4 protein-coding genes are annotated in these 3,230 nt (G+C 48.5%); 1 reads left to right on the top strand and 3 read right to left on the bottom strand.

Features of this window, described 5'->3' with window-relative positions; genetic code table 11:
• Positions 1 to 816: single-stranded-DNA-specific exonuclease RecJ (locus C7B77_RS26800; RefSeq protein ID WP_181244050.1), on the bottom strand; the 816-nt coding region annotated here is incomplete at its 3' end.
• A 183-nt stretch (positions 817 to 999) separates the two neighbouring features.
• Positions 1,000 to 2,076, bottom strand: a complete 1,077-nt coding sequence (locus C7B77_RS26805; RefSeq protein ID WP_106312197.1) for an alkene reductase — start codon at positions 2,074 to 2,076, stop codon at positions 1,000 to 1,002.
• 193 nt (positions 2,077 to 2,269) lie between these two features.
• Between C7B77_RS26805 and C7B77_RS26810 the strand changes: the two genes are divergently transcribed.
• Complete coding sequence (locus tag C7B77_RS26810; protein WP_106312203.1) at positions 2,270 to 2,578, top strand: ArsR/SmtB family transcription factor; 309 nt, start codon at positions 2,270 to 2,272, stop codon at positions 2,576 to 2,578.
• Positions 2,579 to 2,650: 72 nt separating this feature from the next.
• On the opposite strand, the gene C7B77_RS26815 is transcribed toward C7B77_RS26810, so the two are convergent.
• Positions 2,651 to 3,115 carry a hypothetical protein gene (locus C7B77_RS26815; protein ID WP_106312200.1) on the bottom strand — a complete coding sequence of 155 codons (465 nt, stop codon included), beginning with the start codon at positions 3,113 to 3,115 and terminating at the stop codon, positions 2,651 to 2,653.
• Positions 3,116 to 3,230: the final 115 nt, after the last annotated feature.

Here is a 3,230-nt window from a genome sequence, read left to right on the forward strand (position 1 = left end):
CTGAATCAAAGCTTGAATGCCGACAACTTGCGACTTTGGTAATAGCTGCAAACCCTGTTTCACCAACCGTCGATTGATTCCTGTCAGTGGTGCTAAATCGGCGATCGTACCTAATGTAAATAACTCTAATAACTCATCGCTCAAAGATGGTTTTTCTAGCCTTTGAGCTAATTCTAAAGCCAATAAATAAGCAACTCCCACACCCGCGATCGCGCGATAAACCGAAGATTCAGCAATCAGTTTCGGGTTAAGAATTGCCTGCGCTGGGGGTAATTCTTGGGGTAAATCGTGATGATCGGTAATAATTACCTGCAAGCCCAATTCTACGGCTCTGGCGATCGCGGCAACTGCCGAAATGCCATTATCCACGGTGATAATCAGCTTTACACCTTCAGCATGAAACTCCTCGACAATCCGCTTATTAATCCCATACCCATCCGACATCCGACTGGGAATCGCATAATCGACATCTGCACCCAAAGCCGAGAGCGCGCGCAAAAGTAGGGCGGTGCTAGTCATGCCATCCGCGTCGTAGTCCCCACAAATCGCGATTTTAGATTTATTGGCAATTGCCTGTACTAAAATATCCAGACTAATCTCCAGATCGGGAAATTCTGTCAATGGCGAAGGTAATACCGCCGTCTCTGGATATATAAACAACTCCGCTTGCTCTACCGTCTCGATCCCGCGATTTATCAATACCTGTGCTAGCAATGGCGATGTCGCTTCTCCATCTGTAAGCGTAATTCCCGCAGCTAAGTTTGCAGCCTGGGATAAATTGCTCGGTGCTATTTGCCAGCGATGTTGGGGAAGCATAATAATTTTGGCAGTTGCAAGTTGAAGTGTGGCGATCGATTCCATCTCAAGACCGATCTGGCTCATCTTCTCATTATGCAACGTCCGCTCCCACTGCGTTTCGATATTTTGCGCCTAAATTCAGCTTAATTTAGATCGAGACCCAAGTTTCCGATCGAAATTGGGTCGATCTCGATCGCTAATTTAGGCCGCTAAATAGGGATAATCTGTATAGCCTTCAGCACCTGGAGAATAGAATTTAGAAGGATCTGGCTCATTCAGCGGCGCATTTTTGGCAAACCGTGTCGGCAGATCCGGATTAGCTAAGAACGATGTCCCAAAAGCCACTGCATCGAGCTTACCATCGGCGATCGCGGCTTCGGCTTCTTCCGCACCATAACCCATATTGCCGATAATCGTACCGCGATAGATCGATCGCATTGGCGTCATGATATCGCCCTGTTGTTCGCCCAAGAAATCCGCGCGCATGACGTGAAGATAAGCGAGATTATAGTCATTGAGGCGATTCGCCAACCAACTGAAAGTCCCGATCGGATCGCTGTCTTTCATACTATTGTAGCCATTGAGCGGCGAAACTCTTACGCCCACTCGATCGCTACCCCAAACATCGATCGTGGCAGCTAGCACTTCTAGCAACAACCGAGCGCGATTTTCGACGGAACCACCATAAGCTCCACTGCGGTGGTTCGAGCCATCGCGCAAAAATTCGTCTAATAAATAACCATTCGCGGCGTGGATTTCGACACCATCAAATCCCGCTGCTTTGGCATTTATCGCCGCTGCTTTGAATCCAGCAATAATCGTCGGAATTTCGGCATCTTCTAGCGCGCGGGGCGTTACATGCGCGACTTTGCCGTTGGGAGTACGGATTTCGTCATTGGTAATCGGAATGGCACTCGGAGCCACTGGAATCGCCCCGTCGTTCATCAGCGGATGGCAAGATCGCCCGCCGTGCCAGATTTGAAGCGCGATCTGACCGCCTTTGGCATGAACTGCGTCGGTGACTTGTTTCCAGCCAGCTACTTGCGCGTCATTATAAATCCCTGGCTCCGTCCAAAACGACGAGCAACCCGCCATCGCCGCCGTCGCCTCGGCAATTACCAATCCCGCACTCGCCCGCTGGCTGTAGTGTTCGGCCATGAGAGCTGTCGGTACGTGATCTTTGTCTGCCCGACAGCGAGTCAAGGGTGCCATCAGAATGCGATTGGGGAGAGTCAAAGCTCCCATTTTCAGCGGTGTAAATAGATGGGTAAATGTCATAAGCTAACTAAATTAATGAAGGGGTGAATTAGTCTGCTGTAATAAATTCGGTAGTTCGATAATTCCGAACTATAAAACTATATCAATTTACATGGCATAATGCAAGTAGGGCATTGCCCGACAAATTTGAATGGCAAGTCAGTTCGCACCAACCCATTTCATTCCCAATTCAGTACTGCCCGCGCCCCATACCATGCGTCCCTTCTATCATCCCCAAGCTGAAGATATTACTCTTGTTGGCGTGCTCTATGCACTAGGCGATCCCGTGCGATTGCAGATCGTTCGCCGACTAGCCCAGACAGGGGAATTAACTTGCTCGGATCTAGACTGCGCTGTCGCCAAATCCACCATGTCCCATCATTTCAAGATTTTGCGAGAATCGGGACTGGTATTGACCCGTAAAGAAGGCACTCAACATATCAATACCCTCCGCTCTGACGATCTCAACAGGCTGTTTCCCGGATTATTAGCGGTAGTCTTGCGGGAGCCAATTAATAAGTAAAGCAGCCATTGCCGATACTCTCCCAACTCCCAACTCTTGCCAAAATAGTACTAGGATTTACGCCGCTCGGTACTAGCCCGATTGCTTTTCGAGTCGCCCAATTAAATAACCGATCGGGAGTGCCTCGATCGCATAACGAGCAAAGAAAATACTATCTTTGTTAGCAAAATTTAACTCTTCCGAAAAAGCTTTGAGAATACCCGCACCAGCGATCAAATCTTTATCGGGAAACTTTTCTTGGACTTTTTTGATTTCGGCTTGAACCTTGGTCAATTGCTCTGGCGTACAGCTACTAAGATTGGGTTCAAATAACGTTTTGCGGCTGCGGGTAGCGTTGTTATAAAAAGTGTTGATATCTTCCGCTCTCAGCCGTGTAAAGCTCGATACGCGTTCTTCTTTTGGGCGAGCGATGTTTTGCTCTTTTTCGCAAGGACGGGTGAGTGTGGTCATCGCCCAGACAATGCCACCAGCGAGATAGATTCTTGACGAATTAGACAATTTGGGTTGTTGTCGCAGTGCCTGACGGATTGCAGGCACGACGGTGGCTTTGGTTTGTTCTTCTGCCTTAACCGTAAACTTACGGTTCGCTCATTTTCAGGGAGGGTCATCAGATTGTGGCCCAAGGCAAGTATAAATCTCAACTGGAAAGTTC

It is taken from the genome of Chamaesiphon polymorphus CCALA 037 (genome assembly GCF_003003845.1).
GTDB classification, from domain to species: Bacteria; Cyanobacteriota; Cyanobacteriia; order Cyanobacteriales; family Chamaesiphonaceae; genus Chamaesiphon; species Chamaesiphon polymorphus.